Consider the following 16,735-nt stretch of genomic DNA (forward strand, 5'->3'; position numbering starts at 1 on the left):
AGACATTCGCAAGCAGATTCGAACGACCGGCGCAGGCCGGCATGAGAGAGATGACCCAAGAGACCTTTGATTTCGAGAACCCCAACGGCGCCGGCGGCCCGGGCGGTCAGTCCCCGTCGGGCGACGCGCTGACGCTGGCGCAGTACGCGCAGCAGGCCTACCTGGAATACGCGCTGTCGGTGGTGAAGGGCCGGGCCTTGCCGTCCTACAGCGACGGCCAGAAGCCGGTCCAGCGCCGCATCCTGTTCACGATGGAGCGGCTCGGCCTGGGCTTCACCGGGACGACCGGCGCCAAGGCGGTCAAGAGCGCGCGCGTGGTCGGCGAGGTGCTCGGCAAGTACCACCCGCACGGCGACCAGGCCGCGTACGACGCGATGGTGCGCATGGCGCAGGACTTCAGCCAGCGTTATCCGCTGGTCGACGGCCAGGGCAACTTCGGCAGCCGGGACGGCGACAACGCCGCCGCGATGCGGTACACGGAAGCGCGCCTGTCGGCCTACTCGCGCCTGCTGCTGGACGAGCTGGACCAGGGCACGGTCGACTTCCAGCCCAACTACGACGGCTCCGAGAGCGAGCCCCGCGAACTGCCGGCCCGCTTGCCTTTCGTGCTGCTGAACGGCGCCTCGGGCATCGCGGTGGGCATGGCCACGGAGATCCCGAGCCACAACTTGCGCGAGGTCGCCGAGGCGGCGGTGCTGCTGCTCAAGCGCCCGGATGCCAGCGACGATGAGCTCTTCGGCGTGATCAAGGGCCCGGACTATCCGGGCGGCGGCCAGTTGATCAGCTCGGCGGACGAGATCCGCGCGGCCTACAGCACCGGCCGCGGCAGCCTGAAGGTGCGCGCGCGCTGGAAGATCGAGGATCTCGCCCGCGGCCAGTGGCAACTGGTCGTGACCGAGCTGCCGCAAGGCGTCAGCACGGCCAAGGTGCTCGAGGAGATCGAGGAGCTGACCAATCCCAAGGTCAAGACCGGCAAGAAGACGGTGACGCCGGAGCAGCTGCAGCTCAAGGGCGCGATGCTGGCGGTGCTGGACAAGGCCCGCGACGAGTCCAACAAGGACGCGCCGGTGCGCCTGGTCTTCGAGCCCAAGAGCCGCACGGTCGACCAGCAGGACTTCATCAACACGCTGCTCGCGCAGACCAGCCTGGAGACGACGGCGCCGCTGAACCTGACGATGGTCGGCGACGACGGCCGGCCGACGCAGAAGACGCTGCGCAAGATCCTGACCGAGTGGATCGGCTTCCGCCTGAACACGGTGACGCGGCGCACGCAGCATCGCCTGGACAAGGTCCGCGACCGCATCCACATCCTGGAAGGCCGGCACGAGATCCTGCTGCACATCGACGAGGTCATCGCGCTCATCCGCCACTCGGACGAACCGAAACCCGCGCTGATCGAGCGCTTCAAGCTCAGCGAGCGCCAGGCCGAGGACATCCTGGAAATCCGCCTGCGCCAGTTGGCGCGACTGGAGTTCATCAAGATCGAACAGGAGCTGAAGAACCTGCGCGAGGAGGCCGGCAAGCTCGAGGAGATCCTGTCCAACCCGTCGGTGCTGCGCCGCACGGTGGTCAAGGAGATCGAGGCCGACGCCAAGCAGTATGGCGACGACCGCCGCACCGAGATCAAGGAAGACAAGCGCGCGGTGGCCGAGGTGCGCATCGTCGACGAGCCCGTGACGGTGGTCGTCAGCCTGAAGGGCTGGGTGCGCGCGCTCAAGGGCCACGAGGTGGATCCGGCGGCGCTGGCGTTCAAGTCGGGCGACTCGCTGTACGGCGTGTTCCCGTGCCGCAGCGTCGATCCGCTGGTGGTGCTGGGCACCAACGGCCGGGCCTACTCGGTGCCGGTCTCGGCGCTGCCGGGCGGCCGCGGCGACGGCCAGCCGATCACCACGCTGATCGAACTGGAGTCGGGCACCCAGATCGCGCACTACTTCGCCGGCGCGGCGACGCAGAAGCTGCTGCTCGCGGGGACGGGCGGCTTCGGCCTGGTGGCCGAGGTCGGCGACCTGGTCGGCCGCCAGAAGGCCGGCAAGAGCTTCCTGAGCCTGGAAGGCGAGGAGCGGCCGCTGCCGCCGTCGGTGGTGCCGGCCGGGGAGGTCGCCGGCGTGCAGGTCGCCTGCCTGTCCATGACCGGTCGCCTGCTGACCTTCGCGATGGACGAGCTCAAGCACCAGCCCAAGGGCGGTCGCGGCCTGACGCTGATCGACCTGGACGCGAAGGATGCGCTGGTCAGCGTGGCCGCGTTCACGACCCATCTGCTGGTCAGCGGCACGATCCGCGGCGGCAAAGCCCGGGAAGAGCCGCTGAAGGGCGTGGCGCTGGCCGGCTACGCCGGCAAACGCGCCAAGAAGGGCAAGCCCTGCGACGTGATGCAGAAGCCGATGCGCATCACGGCGGGCTGAGGCTGAGCGATCGGATCGCCGGCCGCCGCCCATCGCCTGTTCGATCGGCGGCGTGCCTGCCGCAGGCACGCAAGGGACAAGGGAAGGGGACAAAACCTGGCCCTTGTCCCCTGCGGATGTGACACGCCGGTGACGCACCGCAACAAAAGTCGCCGGTTTGTGCAGGACGCAAGCCCATGCTGCAGTGCACACTCCGTCACGAATCAACTCGACTGACGGGATCGGCAGCCATGAAATTGAAGTCTCTCGTGCTGGCGCTGGGCGCAGCGCTGATCGGTGGCGCCGCGGGCGCCGCGACCCTGGATCCGGTGTTCGTCACGCCGACGGTGACCCCGAGCGGCAACAGCTTTTCGGACGTGGTCCTCGGATCCTTCACCCTGACGCAGGCCTCGGACGTCACCGGCTCGGTGCTGGCGGCAACCACCATCAGCTTCGGCAACGGCTTCACGGTGCCGCTGCAGTCGGTGAGCTTCAGCTTCGCGGGCCTGAACGGGCTGACCGACCTGGACGCAAGCGCCGCCGGCTTCCACTACGCCAACCTGGCCGCCGGCACGTATCAGCTGCTCGCCAGCGGCACGCTGGGCGGTGCCGGCTTCGGTGGCATCGCGGTGCTGTCGACGACGGTCAACGTCGCCGCGGCGGCTGCCGTGCCGGAGCCCGCGACCTACGCGCTGATGCTGGCCGGTATCGCCGGCGTCGGCTTCGCGGCGCGTCGTCGTCGCCAGGACTGATCGGCATCCGGGCCGCGGGTTGCGGCCACTGCCTCGACGGCCGCGTGAGCGGCCGTTCTTCATTCGGCCGCTCACGCGGCCGTTTGTCTTTCAGCCGCTCAACGCGGCCACAGCGCCTTCAGCCATCGCGGGCGCCACGACAGCGTGGCCGCGATGGCCGCTGCCGAGCCCGCCAGCAGCATCAGCCAGACCAGCGCGGCCATCGACGGGTGATCCGCCTGCAGGCACAGGCCGAGCGACAGCGCCAGTGCGAGCACGCCGGCCGCGCGGAGATTCCGGACGGTGGCCGCCGTCGGCGCGGCTTCGCCGTGGACCTGCTCCCAGTGGGTGTCCATCGCCAACGCCAGCCAGCCGAAGCCCAGCACGGCGTTCACGGCGGCAGCGCTCAACAGCACAACGGGCTCAGCCATGACGGACTCCCGCGGTCTTGAGGGCGGACGGCGAGGCAGGCTCCGGCGACGCTGAACGCCTGGCCCTTTGCGCCAGCTTGCTGGCGGCGAACAGGGCGATGGCGGCCATCGCGATCAGGCTCAGGTCCGCGCCGGCCACCGGCCAGTAGCCGGCCGACAGCGTCTTGCCGAGGTGGTCGCCCGTCGTGACCGCATTCGCGATGACCGCCGACGCCGCGCCCAAGGCGATCGCCCAGCATTGCTCGCGCCAGGCCGGATTCATGCGCGCCTGCGCGACGGCGCCGCCGCGGAGGAAGGCATGCACCATCGTCAGCGCCCAGGTGCTCCAGAACACGTTGCGCTCCCACGCGCCCTTGTCGGCGAGCGACTCCGGCAGCAGGCGGTTGGCGATCAGCATGGCCATCGTCGCGACCAGCATGCCGGTGACGGTCGTCACCGCCAGCGCATCGACGATGCGGCTGCCTTGTCCGCCGGCCTTCGCATGCTGCTGCTTGCGCTTCTCCACGAAGAACAGGAAACCCGTCGCGATGCACACGCAGCCCAGCAGTCCGCCCAGCACGTAGAGCCAGCGCAGCAGCCAATGCCGGAAGTGCTGCAGGTGCAGCCCGGTGAGGAACTCGTTGACGCTGTCGACGGCGGTGCGCGGCGGGTCCTCGCGCATCAGCTCGCCGGTGGTCCCCTTGAAGTGGATGCCTTCGCCGGTCAGCGCGACGCGGTCGGTGCCGGCGCGATACACGCTCACGTAGGCGTTGGCATCGCCGACGTGCTGCACGTTGACGAAGCCCACGTCGCCCGCCATGCCCTTGGCCGCCCAGCGACGCTGCGCCTCGGCCACCATCGCGTCCACCGAGGCCAGCGGCGCCGCGGTGCCGGCGCGCTCGTGCGGCAGGCCGGTCTCCTGCGCCTCCACGCGTTCATGGAGGTCGTGCAGGTCATGCAGCTGCGTGTGGGCGACCGGGAAATAGATGCCCGCGAAGATCACCAGCCCCGTGAACGCGAAGAAGAAGTGGAAGGGCAGCGCCACGACGCCGGTCAGGTTGTGCAGGTCCAGCGCGCTGCGTTGCACGGTCTTGTTGCGACGGAAGGTGAAGAACTCGCGGAAGATCTTGCGGTGCATCACCACGCCGCTGACCAGCGCCGCCAGCATCATCAGCGCCGAGAAGCCGACGATCCAGTAGCCCAGGTCCTTCCACGTGAAGTGCAGGCTGTAGTGCAGCGGATAGAAGAACTCGCTGCCGATGCGCAACTGCCCCTGCGGCAGCACCGCGCCATTGCGCGGATCGAGCGCATGGACCGCGAAGACGGTCTCCTCCGGGTCCTTGGCGTTCGGCACCTTGAAGCCGGCGAAGACCGACACCACCGGATCGCGGTGCGTCGTGTACGCGCCCCAGCTGCTGGCGACGTCGAAGCGCTCGGGCAGCGGTCCGTTGACGCGGCCTTCGAGCAGCGCGACGGCCTCCTTGGCCGGCTGCATCTTCTCGAAGGCGGGCTGGAGGATCTGGTCGAAGGACGGCATCGGCTGCGGCGCGAAGCGCGAGGACGGGATCGCCCAGCGGTCGATCTCGCGGTCGAAGACCGACAGCGCGCCGAAGAAGAACACCACCATCAGCACGAAGCCCAGCACCAGGCCGAACCAGGTGTGCAGCCAGGCCATCGAGAGCCGGAAATTCTGGAACACGGTCCGATCCTTTCGCGTCAGGCGAGCAGCGCGCGCTGGATCAGCGCGGCCGCCCCGGTCATGACGCCGCCGCCGGTCAGCAGGATCGCCCAGCTCACGCCGACGCGGCGCGCCGCGAAGGTCCAGAGGAACACCACCAGGAAGAGCAGCAGGCCCAGGATCGCGCTCAGGTGCTCGGCGTCGTGGAAGGGCATGCCCAGCGCATAGAGCCCGCTGTGCGCGATCGCGATGAAGCCCCAGCAGAACGCGTAGCCGCCGAGGATCGCCGCGCCGATGCGGGAGAGGAGGGCGAGCGGAGGTCGTCGGCCAGTGCCTCGAGCGGGGCGGGTAGCGGCATCAATCATGAGCGGGCAGGCATTGCGTGAATGTGAATGCGAGGCATTATCGTCTCGGCAATGACCTGACCGAATGAAGTTCTACACCTCACCAGCAGGTCTTTGCTGGATGCGCCAACGAAAAAGCGCTCCCTCGGGAGCGCTTTGTCTGGCGGTGGAAAGTTGATCGACGAGTGCCGGGTCAGAGCCGCGCCATCGCCTTCGCACACTCGGGCACCAGCGCCGGGCCCTTGTAGATCAGGCCGGTATAGAGCTGGACCAGGTCCGCGCCGGCCTGCAGCTTGGCCCGCGCGTCCTCGCCGCCGAGAACGCCGCCGACGCCGATGATCGGATAGCCGCTGCCCAGCGCCGCGCGCAGCAGGCGGATCACCCGGTTGCTGGCCTCGAAGACCGGCGCGCCGGACAGGCCGCCGGTCTCGTTCGCGTGCGGCAGGCCCTGCACGGCCTCGCGCGAGATGGTCGTGTTGGTCGCGATGACGCCGTCGATGCCGTGGCGCTTCAGGCTCGCGGCGATGACGGCGACCTGCTCCTCGTCGAGGTCGGGCGCGATCTTCACGAACAGCGGGACGTGCCGCCCGCTCTCGTCCTGCAGCGCCAGCCGGCGCGCCTGCAGCGGACCGAGCAGCGCATCCAGCGCCTCGTCGCTCTGCAGCTGGCGCAGGTTCTTGGTGTTGGGGCTGGAGATGTTGACGGTGATGTAGTCGGCATGCGGGAACACGCCTTCCAGGCCGATCAGATAGTCGTCGACGGCACGCTCGATCGGCGTCGCGGCGTTCTTGCCGATGTTCAGGCCGAGCAGCCCGCCATGGTGACGGAAGCTGTGCGAGCGCTTGACGTTGGCGATGAACGCGTCCAGCCCCTCGTTGTTGAAGCCCAGGCGGTTGATCAGCGCCTGCTTGGCCGGCAGACGGAACATGCGCGGCTTGTCGTTGCCGGGCTGCGCCTTGGGCGTGACGGTGCCGACCTCGATGAAGCCGAAGCCCATCGCGCCGAGGCCGTCGATGCAGCGTCCGTTCTTGTCGAGCCCGGCGGCCAGGCCGATGCGGTTGGGGAAGCGCAGTCCGGCGACGGTCACCGGATCGGACACCCGCGTCTGCGCCCAGGCGCATTGGGCGGGGGTGTTCTGCAGACGGGCGATGCTGCCCAGGGTCAGTTCGTGCGCGTGTTCGGGATCCAGACCGAACAGGAAGGGACGGGCGAAGCCGTAGGGGATGAGAGCCATGATGGGGGCGGATTGTCTCATCGCCCTTCGCACGCCCCTGGCCGCGCCTACTCCTGGCGTGCGAACGGTGATGGGGGACTCCCCCTGGCCCGTTCGGGCCGGGGCCTGGACGAGCCTTGGGCGCGGATCCGGCCGCGGGCCCGCCGGCATCGGTGTCAGGCGGGTTCCGGGCGATCCCATGGCGGCACGTCGCCGAACCGCTCGACACAGAAATCGATCAGCGCGCGCACCTTCGGACTGGGAAAGCGGCTCGGCAGGTAGACCGCGTAGAGCACGTTGGCCTCGGCCGGTCCGCCCAGCGGCGTCCAGTCCGGGAGCAGGGCGGTCAGGCGGCCCTCGCGCAGGTCGCGACCGATCGCGTAGGTGGGCAGCACCGCCAGGCCCATGCCCGCCAGCGCCGCCACCCGCAGCGACTCGCTGCTGTTGGCCGTGAGGCCGCTCTCGAAGCGCAGTGCGCCGGAGATCTCCACCTCCGACTCCCCCTCGGCGGGATGGCGGAAACGCCAGCGTTCCGGCGCGTGCAGGTAGCCGAAGCGCAGGCAGCGGTGGCCGGCCAGGTCCGCGACCGCCGTCGGCGTGCCGTGTCTGGCGAGGTAGTCCGGCGACGCACACAGCACGAAGCGGATGTCGGCCAGCTTGCGCGCGACAAGCCCGGGACTCGGACGCCCCGTCAGTCGCATCACGACGTCGAAGCCTTCCTCGGCCAGGTCGACATAGCGATCGTTGAGGCCGAGCACGATCTGCAACTGCGGGTGCAGCGCGCAGAACTCCGCCATCAGCGCGGTGAATTGCAGGTTGCCGAAGGCGGTCGAGGTGCTCAGCCGCAGCACGCCGCGCGGCTGCTCGCGCTGGCCGGCGAGCTCCGCATCGAGCGCCTGCGCCTCCTCGATCAGGCGCTGGGCGCGCTCGTAGACGCTGCGCCCCTCGGCGGTGGGGCTGATGCTGCGGGTGGTCCGGTGCAGCAGCCGCGTGCCGAGCTGCTGTTCCAGTCGCGCGACCTGCTTGCTGACGGCGGACTTGGTCGCGCCCAGCAGCTTGGCCGCGCCCGAGAAACTGCGTGCGTCCACGACGCGGGCGAAGGCTTGCAGGTCTTCCAGGCGGCCCATGACGGTCCTTGATTGTTCTCGATATGGAAACTCTAAAACGAATCGATGACGGATTGTGTCCAGGGGCTTCCATTTCTAGAGTTCGTCCCATCGACGTTCACCTGGAAGTCCGCCATGACGACCTCGACCCTCACCACTGCCACGCCGCATTCACCGAAGTCGGCCCCGGCGTCGCGCCGGCGTCCATGGCTGGTTGGCGATACGCGACCCGACCGTCTCGGCGCCCTGGTGGCGCTGAGCCTCCCGGCGCTGTTCATCCTGCTGTGGAGCACCGGTTACGTCGCCGGCAAGCTGGCGCTGCCGCACGCGGCGCCGTTCACGCTGCTGGCGCTGCGCTTCGGGCTCGCGGCGGTGGTGCTGCTGGCCGTGTCGGTCGCGACGCGCGCACCGTGGCCGAAGACGGCGCGGGCCTGGATCCACCTCGGCGTCGTCGGCCTGCTGATGCAGGTGCTGCATTTCTCTGGCGTCTACTGCGCGATCGCGTGGGGTCTGCCGACCGGCGTGGCCGCGCTGCTGATCGGGATGATGCCGCTGGCCACCGCGATGGGCGCCCACCTGTGGCTGGCCGAGCGGATGAGCGCCGGCCAGTGGCTGGGCATGCTCGGCGGCATGGCTGGCGTGGCGCTGGTGATCGTCGACCGGCCTCTGGGAGGGGCTGGCGGCGGCGCCTGGATGGCCTACGGCGCGGGGTTGCTCGGGCTGGCCGGCCTGGTCGCCGGCACGCTGTACCAGAAGCGCTTCTGCGCCGGCATGGACCTGCGCACCGGCAGCGGCATCCAGATGACGGTCTCCGCGCTCACCGTACTGGCGCTGGCCTGGTGGCGCGAACCCGGGATGCCGGACTGGAGTCCGGAATTGATCGGCTCGACGCTGTGGCTGGGGCTGGTGAACTCGATCGGCGCGTTCAGCCTGATGTTCGTGATGATCCGGCGCGGCCAGGCCGGCGCGGTGGCCAAGCTCTTCTACCTGATCCCCGGCGTGTCGGCGCTGATGGGCATGGGGCTGCTCGGTGAGCACTTCGGCGCGCTGGCCCTGGTGGGCTTCGTCGTGTCGGCGGCCTCGGTGGGACTGGCCTCGATGTCTCGGGCGGGCGGATAATCGGCGGTTCAATTTCGCGTATCGACGCCCGAGAGGGCGCAGCGCCGCCGCCATGAAGCACCTCGACCACCCGCAGCACGATCGCGAGATCGGTTCCGCCGATTCCACCCGCGACGACACCCGCACTGACGACACCCGCATCGATGCGGTCCGCCCGCTGATCTCGCCGGCGCTGCTGCTCGACGAGCTGCCGCTGCCGGAGGCCTCGCTGAAGGTCGTCGAGACCGCGCGCCGCGAGATCAGCGACGTGCTGCACGGCCGCGACGACCGGCTGCTGTGCATCGTCGGGCCGTGCTCCATCCACGACCACGGCCAGGCGATGGACTACGCCCGGCTGCTGAAGGACCTGCGCGGCGAGCTCGAGCAGGACCTGCTGATCGTGATGCGCGTGTACTTCGAGAAGCCGCGCACGACGGTGGGATGGAAGGGCTACATCAACGACCCGCACCTGGACGGCAGCTTCCACATGAACGAAGGCCTGCGGCTGGCGCGCCAGCTGCTGCTGGACGTGACGGCGCTGGGCCTGCCCGCGGGCACCGAGTTCCTGGACCTGCTGTCGCCGCAGTACATCTCGGACCTGATCGCCTGGGGCGCGATCGGCGCGCGCACCACCGAGAGCCAGAGCCACCGCCAGCTGGCGTCGGGCCTGTCCTGCCCGGTGGGTTTCAAGAACGGCACGGACGGCTCGGTGAAGATCGCCGCCGACGCGGTGCTGGCGGCGCGCGCGAGCCACGCCTTCATGGGCATGACGAAGATGGGCCTGGCCGCGATCTTCGAGACCCGCGGCAATGACGACTGCCACCTGATCCTGCGCGGCGGCAAGGCGCCGAACTACGACGCGGCGTCGGTGCAGGCGGCGGCCGAGGTGCTGAAGGCCGCCGGCCTGCGCGAGCAGTTGATGATCGACTTCTCTCACGCGAACTCGTCGAAGAAGTACGAGCGCCAGATCGACGTCGGCCACGACGTCGGCGCGCAGATCGCCGGCGGCGATGCGCGCATCACCGGCGTGATGGTCGAGTCCCACCTGCAGCCGGGTCGCCAGGACCTGCTGGCCGGCCAGACCAAGGCCGACCTGCTGCCGGGCGTGTCGATCACCGATGCCTGCCTGGGCTGGAGCCAGACCGAGCCGCTGATGCGCTCGCTGGCCGCGGCGGTGCGCCAACGGCGCGAGCGCCGCGCCGCCTGATCGGGCGTCAGCGCACCTGGTGGTCGCCTTGTCCGAGGCCCGTCCGAGTCCTCACGCATGAGCGAACGCTGCACGGATTTCCCTCGACGCGCGGCGGACTGATCGCATGTGGCACACGATGACGACGTTGGCGGCCCATCCCTGGGCCTATCCGGCGTTCTCGGTCGTGCACCTGATCGGACTGGGGGCCCTGTTCGGCGGCTTGCTCGTCTTCGAGCTGAGAGCGTTGGGCGCGCGCCGCGACCTCGATCCCTCGTCGCTGGCGCGGCTTGCGATTCCCACCGCGCTGGCGGGCTTCGCGTTGTGCGCGGTGTCGGGCGCGGCCATGTTCGCGATCCAGCCGCAGGAGCTGTGGGTCAATCCGGCGCTGCGCATCAAGGTCGCGCTGATCGCCCTGGCGGGCCTGAACGCGGCGTGGTTCCACTGGCGCGGCGGCGTCCGGGCGCAGGATCGCCTCGGGCGCTGGCAATGCCTGCTGTCATTGGGGATTTGGGTCGCTGTCATCATCTGCGGGCGCTGGATCGCGTTCGTCTGATTGCCCGCCCGCCGGGCACGACGAATCCGCCCTGGAATCGGCTGTCCCGACGAGATCGCCGGCGCGTTTTTCAAGGAGGCTTCGATGGAACGTCGCACGTTGCTGGCCGCGCTCGCGGCCGCGCCCCTGATGCCCGCCACGGTTCGTGCCCATCACGGGTGGAGCGGCTTCGACCAGGATCGCCCGCTGTATCTCGAAGGCAAGGCGCTCAAGGTCGCCTGGCGCAACCCGCATGCGGAACTGGACCTGGAGGTGCCGGAGCGGCTGGTGCTGCCGGCGGACCTGAAGCAGCGGACGCTGCCGAAGCAGACGACCGCGGTCGACGGCCAGGCGCTGCTCGCGAAGACGCAGGTGCCGACGCGGCGCGACCGGCGTTGGGAGGTCGAACTCGCGCCGCTGACGCGGCTGGAGGCCTGGAAGGTCGAGGAGATCAAGCCCGGCACCGACGTGTCGGTGATCGGCTTCGCCGCGCCGGGCGAGCAGGGCGAGGCGGTGCTGCGGGCGGAGTACCTGTTCGTCGGCGGGAAGGTGTACGGGCTGAGGTCGTCGCCGGCGTGAGCCGTGAGCCGTGAGCGCGTGAAGAGGTCCGGTCGGCGGAGATAATCCCGCCTTTCCCTTTCCGCCCTTCTTCTCCCGCCATCAACGACGAGCCCCCGCTCGCTCCACCCATGACCCAAGACGAATTGAAGACCCTGGTCGGCCAGGCCGCATTGCAGTACGTGACGCCGGACACGGTGGTGGGCGTGGGCACCGGGTCGACGGTGGACAAGTTCATCGACGCGCTCGCCGCCAGCGCGATGCGCATCTCGGGCGCGGTGTCGAGCTCGGTGCGCAGCACCGAGCGGATGAAGGCGCTGGGCATCCCGGTGCTGGACGCATCGGAGGTCGAGTCGCTGCAGGTCTACATCGACGGCGCCGACGAGATCGACCGCCAGGGCCACATGGTCAAGGGCGGCGGTGCCGCGCTGACGCGCGAGAAGATCGTGGCCGATCTGGCGAAGACCTTCGTCTGCATCGCCGACGAGAGCAAGCTGGTCGACGTGCTGGGCGGCTTCCCGCTGCCGGTCGAGGTGATTCCGATGGCCGCCGCGCAGATCGCGCGACGTTTCCGGGCCATGGGCGCGGAGCCGGTGCTGCGCAAGGACTGCGTGACGGACAACAGCTGCCAGATCCTGGACGTCAAGGGCCTGAAGATCACGGATCCTGCCGCGTTCGAGGCCGAGGTCACCCAGTGGCCCGGCGTCGTCACCGTCGGCGTCTTCGCCCGCAACAAGGCCGGCGTGTGCCTGCTGGGCACGGCGCAGGGCGTGAAGACGATGACGTTCTGAGCGAACGCCGGAGGCAATGACGTCGGGGCCCCGCGGGGCCCCGATCTTTCTTCTGCTCCCCGAGCGCTCAGCGCAGCCGGAACACCGAGATCGCGCTGGCCAGCCGTTGCGACTGCTCCTTGAGGCTCTCGGCCGCCGCCGCCGATTCCTCGACCAGCGCCGCGTTCTGCTGCGTCATCTGGTCCAGCTGGCCGATGGCCGCGTTGACCTGGTTGATGCCGTCGCTCTGCTCGCGAGACGCGGCGCTGATCTCGCCGATGATGTCGGCCACGCGCTGCACGCTGGCCACGATCTCGGTCATCGCGCCGCCGGCGTCCTCCACCAGCCGCGAGCCCGACTCGACGCGCTCGACGCTCGCGCCGATCAGCGTCTTGATCTCCTTGGCCGCCTCGGCGCTGCGCTGCGCGAGCGAGCGCACCTCGCTCGCGACCACCGCGAAACCGCGACCCTGCTCGCCGGCCCGCGCCGCTTCGACGGCGGCATTCAAGGCGAGGATGTTCGTCTGGAATGCGATGCCGTCGATGGTCCCGATGATGTCGGCGATGCGGCGCGAGCTGTTGCTGATGTCGCCCATGGTGCTCACCACCTGACTCATCACCGAGCCGCCGCGTTGCGCCGTCTCCGCTGCCGAGCTCGACAGCTGGTTGGCCGTCATCGCCGAGTCCGCCGTCTGACGCACCGTGCCCGTCAGTTGCGTCATCGACGCGGCAACTTCCTGCAGGTTGGACGCCGTCTGCTCGGTGCGCGCGCTCAGGTCGTGGTTGCCGGTGGCGATCTCCGCGCTGGCGGTGCCGATGCTCTCGGCCGAGCCGCGCACGTCGCCGATCAGCTTCACCAGTTGCGACTGCATGCCGCCGAGCGAACCCAGCAGCTGTCCCGTCTCGTCACGACCGCCCTGCGGCACGCGTTGCGTCAGGTCGAAGTGGGCGATGGCGTCCGCCACTTCGGCGGCGCCGCGCAGCGGCCCGGTGATCGAGCGCGTCAGCGCCACCGCGAACCACACGCCCAATCCCAGAGCGACCAGCGAGAACACCAGCAGCGCGGTCCGCGCCCGGTCGTTGGTCGCGTCGACCTGCTTGGCGGCGTCGTCCAGCAAGCTGCGCTTGTGCTGCACGATGGCCTGGATCGCTTCCTGGAACTTCGCCGCGGCGGGCTGGAACTCGCGGTCGAAGACCTCGCGCGACTTGTCCGCGTCACCGGCCTTCTTGGCGGCGGCCACCGCGTCGCGGGTGCTCAGGTAACCCTTGCGGGCCTCGCTGAGCGTCTCGAACATCTTGCGTTCCTCGGGCGTGACCATGTAGCCGTCGAGCTGCTTCTGCAGTTCACCCGACTGCTTGGTCGATTCGGCCGAGGTGGCGGCGAAGAACTGGGCCAGGCTGGGGTCCGCGCTGACCGCGATCGCGCTGGTGCGGTTCACGCCGTTGGTGATGTTGCGGTACCAGTCGGACGCGACACGTTCGGCGGCCAGGTCCTGGTTGAGCATCACGTCGGTCTCGGCGGCCACGCGGCCCAGGGCCAGGTAGCTCAGGCCCGAGCCCACGAAGGCGATCAGCAGCACCAGGCCCAGCACCACGCCGAGCCGCTGGCCGATCGATCGGCCCGCCACGAGATGAATCATGAATGTGTCTCCCGAGATATTGAATCCGCTTGGATCCGTTTGGATTCGCAGGTCCGCGCCCGTGCGGGCGCGCGACGCCCTTGACGGCACCTTCGCTCCATATCGACGCGTATGTGAAGAAACTTAAATGGTTCGACGGCGGGGCGCCCGACAATGCGCCATCCGTCACGACCCCGGCCATCCCCGACGTCCGCCATGTCCGACACGACTTTCCCGACCGCCGAGCGCGGCAGCTTCCTGCAGGTGATCGCGCATTACCACGTCAAGCCGGGTCTGGGCGACCAGGTCGGCGCGCTGCTCGTCGAACTGACCGAGGCCACGCGCCGCGAGGCCAAGAACCTGGCGTATGCGTTCTACCGCTCGCCGCAGGATCCGGACCGCTACGTGATCCTCGAGCAGTACACCGACGCGAGCGGCCTGGATGAGCACCGCGCTTCCGAGCACTTCCAGCGCCTGGGCTTCGGCACCATCATCCCGATGCTGGTGTCGCGCGAGGTGACGAGCTACGTCGTTCGCGTGGGCGCCGACGGCAAGCCGGTGGACGCCGTCAAGGCCTGACCCCCCGAAATGACGAGGGGAGTTGACGCCGCGCAAGGGGAGGTCGAATCCCCCGTCGCTTCCCCCGAAAGTTGAATTCCCGACTTCTCTCGCAGTGGCAGAGTGATTGCCTTGGACGGGTGACGGCGCCCGTTGTTGCGATGGAGAAGTTCATGCAGTTCAATGAAGAAGGACAGCGCGCCAGCGCGATGGGCGGAAACGCCGAACTGGCGCTGCAGGTGCAGATGCTGAAGACGCGCCTGGATGTGGTGTTGCCGACCCTGGCGACGCGAGAGCAGCTGCAGCAGGAGGTGGGCGCGCTCCGCGGGGAGATCGGCACGGTGCGTGCCGAGATCGGCAGTCTCCGGTCGGAAATGCATCAGGCGTTCACCAACCTGCTGAAGTGGGGCGTCGGCGTCGCGTTGACGTCGATCGTGGCTGCGGCGGCCGTCGTGACGGCCATGGCGCCGATGCTCCAGCTCTCGCCGCGCGGTCGGGATGCCCTGGCATTGGCGATGGTGGCCGACAAGGCGCAAGACCTGCAGCGCGAGTAGGCGCTCTACGTCGTGGCCCGGTGCGCCTTGGCGGCGAAGCGGGCTGGGTCGAGCGCGTCCGCGAGGCTCGATTCCACCGGCCACGGCGCGCCAGTCAACTGCGCGGCGACGAGTTCGGCGCACAGCGTCGCCCACGTGATCCCACGCGAGGCGAGGGCGCCCAGCACGATCAAGCCGGGCTGACGCGGCCAGAAGCGTGCCTGCTCGGCGCGGCGCTCGGGCATGGAGGCCGGCAGCGCGCCCACGATCGGGAGCCGGTCCGGCACCAGGCTGCGCCAGCCCACACGACCCTCGAGGGGCATGTCATCGGGGATCGCGGCCGACGGCAGCAGTGAACGCAGCCGACCGATGTTCTGTGAGTGATCCGACGCACGGAGCGTGGGGTCCATGTCGTCGCCATCGGTGCTCGCGCCGAAGCACAGCGTGCCGTCGGGGAGGCTGAGCGCGTAGCCCAGTCCCGCCACCGGCATCGCCAGCATCGGCGGGGACAGGTCTTGCGGCATGACGCTCAATTGCCCGCGCTGCGCCACCCAAGGCCATGACGGCCCCGCCGCCCATGCGGAGGCCAGCGAGCCGCTTCCGATGCCGCCGCACAGCACCACGGCGTCAGCGGTCGCGATGGGTTCGCGGGCGGCGTTCAGCGCGGCCCAGCGACCGCTCGCCTCGTCACGGTGCAGTCGTTCGACCGGCGTGTTCAAACGCAACTGGAAACCGTCGGATCGCGCCGCTTCATCCAGCCATGCCGTCACGAGCGCCGGCGGCGACACCGCGCCTCCCCCTGCGAAGAACCATGCGGGTGGGGTCAAGGCGAGGCCTGCCTTCGCTCCCGCTTCCTCGGCGCTCAGGGCCTGCGCATAGTCGGCGGGGAGCCCGCTGCGCGCCAACAGCGCCTGCATCGGTGCCAGCGCCTGGGGATCCCGCTCGACGCGCAGCAGTCCCCATTGCAGCCAGGGCAGGGCGGGTGCGATGCGGCGCAGTTCGCGCTCCGTGGCGAGCGCCGCAGCGCGGCTGAAGCGGGCATGTGGACCGTCCTCGGCGTGGAGCGTGCCGTGGAACAGTCCGCCTGGATTGCCGGAGGCCTGCGCCGCGGTCGTCGCGCCGCCTTCGAGCACCGTGACTCGCAAGCCTTCCCGCGCCAGCACGCGGGCGCAGGCGGCGCCCGCCAGCCCGGCGCCGATGATCAGCACGTCCTTGGCCTGCGGCGCGACGGCCGTCCGGCCCGGCGGCACCGGCGCCCGATGGCGAGGAGCGAAACGCGCCACGGTCGTCTGCCATTTGCCACCGGTGCCTGGTCGCTTCCGGACCTCGAAGCCTGCCGCCGTCAATCCGTCGCGCACGCCGCGGGCGACGCTCCAGGTCGCCGCCGTGGCGCCCGGCGCGGCCAGCCGGCCGACCTGCCTCAAGATGGCTTCGTCCCACAGTTCGGGGTTCTTCGCCGGTGCGAAGCCATCGAGGAAGAACGCATCCACCGACGCCACCAGCTCCGGCATCCAATCGTGCGCGTCGCCGAACGCCAGCATGAGTCGGACGCGGCCTTCGTCGAAGTCCAGCGTGTGCAGGTTGGGCGTGAGTGCCGGCCAGGCCTCGAGCAGTTGCCGCGCCAGCGCCGGCTCGGGCGAGCCCGCATGCGCGCGCTCGAGGTCGTCCTGCGTCAGCGGATGCTTCTCGATGCTGAGGAAGACCAGCCGCTCGCAACGCGCCGGATCCTTGCGCCACGCGGCCCAGGTGGCGAGGAAGTTGTTGCCCAGGCCGAAGCCCGTTTCAAGCACGACGAAGCGCTGTCGACCCGCCCACCGTGCCGGCATCTCGTTGCCGTCGAGGAAGACCTGTCGCGCCTGCGCGAACGCGCCGAAGGGGGCGTGGTAGAGATCGCCGAAGTCCGGCGCGTTCGGGACGGCGCCGGAGAAATCGACGCGGGCCGGAAGGATGGGCGCGGTCTTCATGGGACGTGGCTGCGAGTATGCCGAATGCGGCCCCCGCGCAGAGGCGGGGCGG

The 16,735-nt window shown here is 69.7% G+C and carries 16 protein-coding genes; 9 read left to right on the plus strand and 7 right to left on the minus strand.

The window, feature by feature from the left end; genetic code table 11:
* Window positions 1-41 precede the first annotated feature (41 nt).
* Together parC and ACQ4L4_RS04860 are read left to right on the plus strand one after the other, a co-directional pair.
* On the plus strand, window positions 42-2,402 hold the full coding sequence (gene parC / locus ACQ4L4_RS04855; protein WP_431103106.1) for a DNA topoisomerase IV subunit A: 2,361 nt from the start codon (window positions 42-44) through the stop codon (window positions 2,400-2,402).
* 230 nt (window positions 2,403-2,632) lie between these two features.
* Window positions 2,633-3,133 (plus strand): FxDxF family PEP-CTERM protein, encoded by a 501-nt coding sequence (locus ACQ4L4_RS04860; RefSeq protein WP_431103107.1) that lies wholly within the window; start codon window positions 2,633-2,635, stop codon window positions 3,131-3,133.
* 98 nt (window positions 3,134-3,231) lie between these two features.
* Here ACQ4L4_RS04860 and ACQ4L4_RS04865 read toward each other — a convergent pair whose 3' ends face one another.
* The 5 genes from ACQ4L4_RS04865 to ACQ4L4_RS04885 all read right to left on the minus strand — a co-directional run bounded on the left by ACQ4L4_RS04865 (window position 3,232) and on the right by ACQ4L4_RS04885 (window position 7,884).
* On the minus strand, window positions 3,232-3,543 hold the full coding sequence (locus ACQ4L4_RS04865) for a DUF3325 domain-containing protein (RefSeq protein ID WP_377155528.1): 312 nt from the start codon (window positions 3,541-3,543) through the stop codon (window positions 3,232-3,234).
* Window positions 3,536-5,221, minus strand: coding sequence for a PepSY-associated TM helix domain-containing protein (locus ACQ4L4_RS04870; protein WP_431103109.1), 1,686 nt, complete (start codon window positions 5,219-5,221; stop codon window positions 3,536-3,538). Before ACQ4L4_RS04870 ends, ACQ4L4_RS04865 begins: the two co-directional genes overlap by 8 nt.
* A gap of 17 nt (window positions 5,222-5,238) precedes the next feature.
* Entirely contained in the window at window positions 5,239-5,565 is a 327-nt protein-coding gene (locus ACQ4L4_RS04875) for an iron uptake protein (RefSeq protein WP_431103110.1), read from the minus strand.
* A 172-nt stretch (window positions 5,566-5,737) separates the two neighbouring features.
* Entirely contained in the window at window positions 5,738-6,778 is a 1,041-nt protein-coding gene (locus tag ACQ4L4_RS04880) for a quinone-dependent dihydroorotate dehydrogenase (protein ID WP_431103111.1), read from the minus strand.
* Window positions 6,779-6,933: 155 nt separating this feature from the next.
* On the minus strand, window positions 6,934-7,884 hold the full coding sequence (locus ACQ4L4_RS04885; RefSeq protein ID WP_431103112.1) for a LysR family transcriptional regulator: 951 nt from the start codon (window positions 7,882-7,884) through the stop codon (window positions 6,934-6,936).
* Window positions 7,885-7,998: 114 nt separating this feature from the next.
* Here ACQ4L4_RS04885 and ACQ4L4_RS04890 point away from each other — a divergent pair, with 114 nt between their 5' ends.
* The 5 genes from ACQ4L4_RS04890 to rpiA all read left to right on the plus strand — a co-directional run bounded on the left by ACQ4L4_RS04890 (window position 7,999) and on the right by rpiA (window position 12,031).
* Window positions 7,999-8,982: a DMT family transporter gene (locus ACQ4L4_RS04890; RefSeq protein WP_431103113.1), complete on the plus strand. Its 984-nt coding sequence runs from the start codon at window positions 7,999-8,001 to the stop codon at window positions 8,980-8,982.
* A 52-nt stretch (window positions 8,983-9,034) separates the two neighbouring features.
* The gene (locus ACQ4L4_RS04895) at window positions 9,035-10,168 is read left to right on the plus strand and encodes a 3-deoxy-7-phosphoheptulonate synthase (RefSeq protein WP_431103114.1); all 1,134 of its coding nucleotides are present in this window, start codon (window positions 9,035-9,037) and stop codon (window positions 10,166-10,168) included.
* Between the two features lie 106 nt (window positions 10,169-10,274).
* The gene (locus tag ACQ4L4_RS04900) at window positions 10,275-10,703 is read left to right on the plus strand and encodes a hypothetical protein (protein WP_431103115.1); all 429 of its coding nucleotides are present in this window, start codon (window positions 10,275-10,277) and stop codon (window positions 10,701-10,703) included.
* Window positions 10,704-10,787: 84 nt separating this feature from the next.
* On the plus strand, window positions 10,788-11,261 hold the full coding sequence (locus ACQ4L4_RS04905) for a DUF6152 family protein (protein WP_431103116.1): 474 nt from the start codon (window positions 10,788-10,790) through the stop codon (window positions 11,259-11,261).
* Between the two features lie 110 nt (window positions 11,262-11,371).
* On the plus strand, window positions 11,372-12,031 hold the full coding sequence (gene rpiA / locus ACQ4L4_RS04910; RefSeq protein WP_431103117.1) for a ribose-5-phosphate isomerase RpiA: 660 nt from the start codon (window positions 11,372-11,374) through the stop codon (window positions 12,029-12,031).
* 67 nt (window positions 12,032-12,098) lie between these two features.
* On the opposite strand, the gene ACQ4L4_RS04915 is transcribed toward rpiA, so the two are convergent.
* Complete coding sequence (locus tag ACQ4L4_RS04915) at window positions 12,099-13,649, minus strand: methyl-accepting chemotaxis protein (RefSeq protein ID WP_431103118.1); 1,551 nt, start codon at window positions 13,647-13,649, stop codon at window positions 12,099-12,101.
* Between the two features lie 195 nt (window positions 13,650-13,844).
* Between ACQ4L4_RS04915 and ACQ4L4_RS04920 the strand changes: the two genes are divergently transcribed.
* The gene (locus ACQ4L4_RS04920; protein WP_431103119.1) at window positions 13,845-14,207 is read left to right on the plus strand and encodes a putative quinol monooxygenase; all 363 of its coding nucleotides are present in this window, start codon (window positions 13,845-13,847) and stop codon (window positions 14,205-14,207) included.
* A 152-nt stretch (window positions 14,208-14,359) separates the two neighbouring features.
* Window positions 14,360-14,740, plus strand: a complete 381-nt coding sequence (locus tag ACQ4L4_RS04925; RefSeq protein ID WP_431103120.1) for a hypothetical protein — start codon at window positions 14,360-14,362, stop codon at window positions 14,738-14,740.
* 5 nt (window positions 14,741-14,745) lie between these two features.
* Here the strand turns inward: ACQ4L4_RS04925 and mnmC are convergent, their stop codons facing one another.
* Entirely contained in the window at window positions 14,746-16,683 is a 1,938-nt protein-coding gene (gene mnmC, locus ACQ4L4_RS04930) for an FAD-dependent 5-carboxymethylaminomethyl-2-thiouridine(34) oxidoreductase MnmC (RefSeq protein ID WP_431103121.1), read from the minus strand.
* Window positions 16,684-16,735 lie beyond the last annotated feature (52 nt).

The organism is Roseateles noduli, from assembly GCF_050626985.1.
GTDB classification, from domain to species: Bacteria; Pseudomonadota; Gammaproteobacteria; order Burkholderiales; family Burkholderiaceae_C; genus Roseateles; species Roseateles noduli_A.